General features: G+C 39.4%; 1 pseudogene. It reads right to left on the minus strand.

Features of this window, described 5'->3' with window-relative positions:
* Nucleotides 1–123: 123 nt before the first annotated feature.
* Nucleotides 124–558: pseudogene (locus ACTQ5K_RS25540) on the minus strand (transposase); the annotation flags it as partial.

The raw sequence follows: 558 nt of genomic DNA on the forward strand, positions 1-558 counted from the left end.
CTTGTTTTGTTTTCGGAAGGATCCATGATTGTGGCAATCCTTTTAAAACGCAGATCCCACCGTTTTACGAGCTGATAATCCTTTTTGTAGTTATCCACATTTCTGACTATTCTGAACAGCTTTTCAAGTAAAGGAGTCCCCTTTTTTATCCAGGCATTTTTCAATCGAGTCCTTGATTGATTTTGTTCGCTCAAAGACACGTGTACCTGGTAATTCAAACGGTGGTTTTCCATCTTCCAAAAGCACTGAACGAATCGCCGCTACATAGTCACTCGCAATTTCTTCTTCCATGCTTACTGATGATGATTCTTCAATTTTTCTTTCGATTTCCCGAATTCCCCTTAGCTTCTTTTTGATGTTTGTCTTTAGCTTTCTGTCCTTTTCTACCAACGGTTTTGCGATATCTTTGAAGTAATGGAACTGACAGTATTGATATGGGATGTCCGGTGCTATCTTTTCGATTGCTAAACGGATTGACTGCTGACCATCACTGATGAAACCTTGGATAGGGTAACCCCAATCAAGAATTGGTTGAATAATTCCGATTAACTCTTGAGA

It is taken from the genome of Niallia sp. Sow4_A1, from assembly GCF_052116745.1.
Lineage (GTDB): Bacteria > Bacillota > Bacilli > Bacillales > Cytobacillaceae > Niallia > Niallia hominis.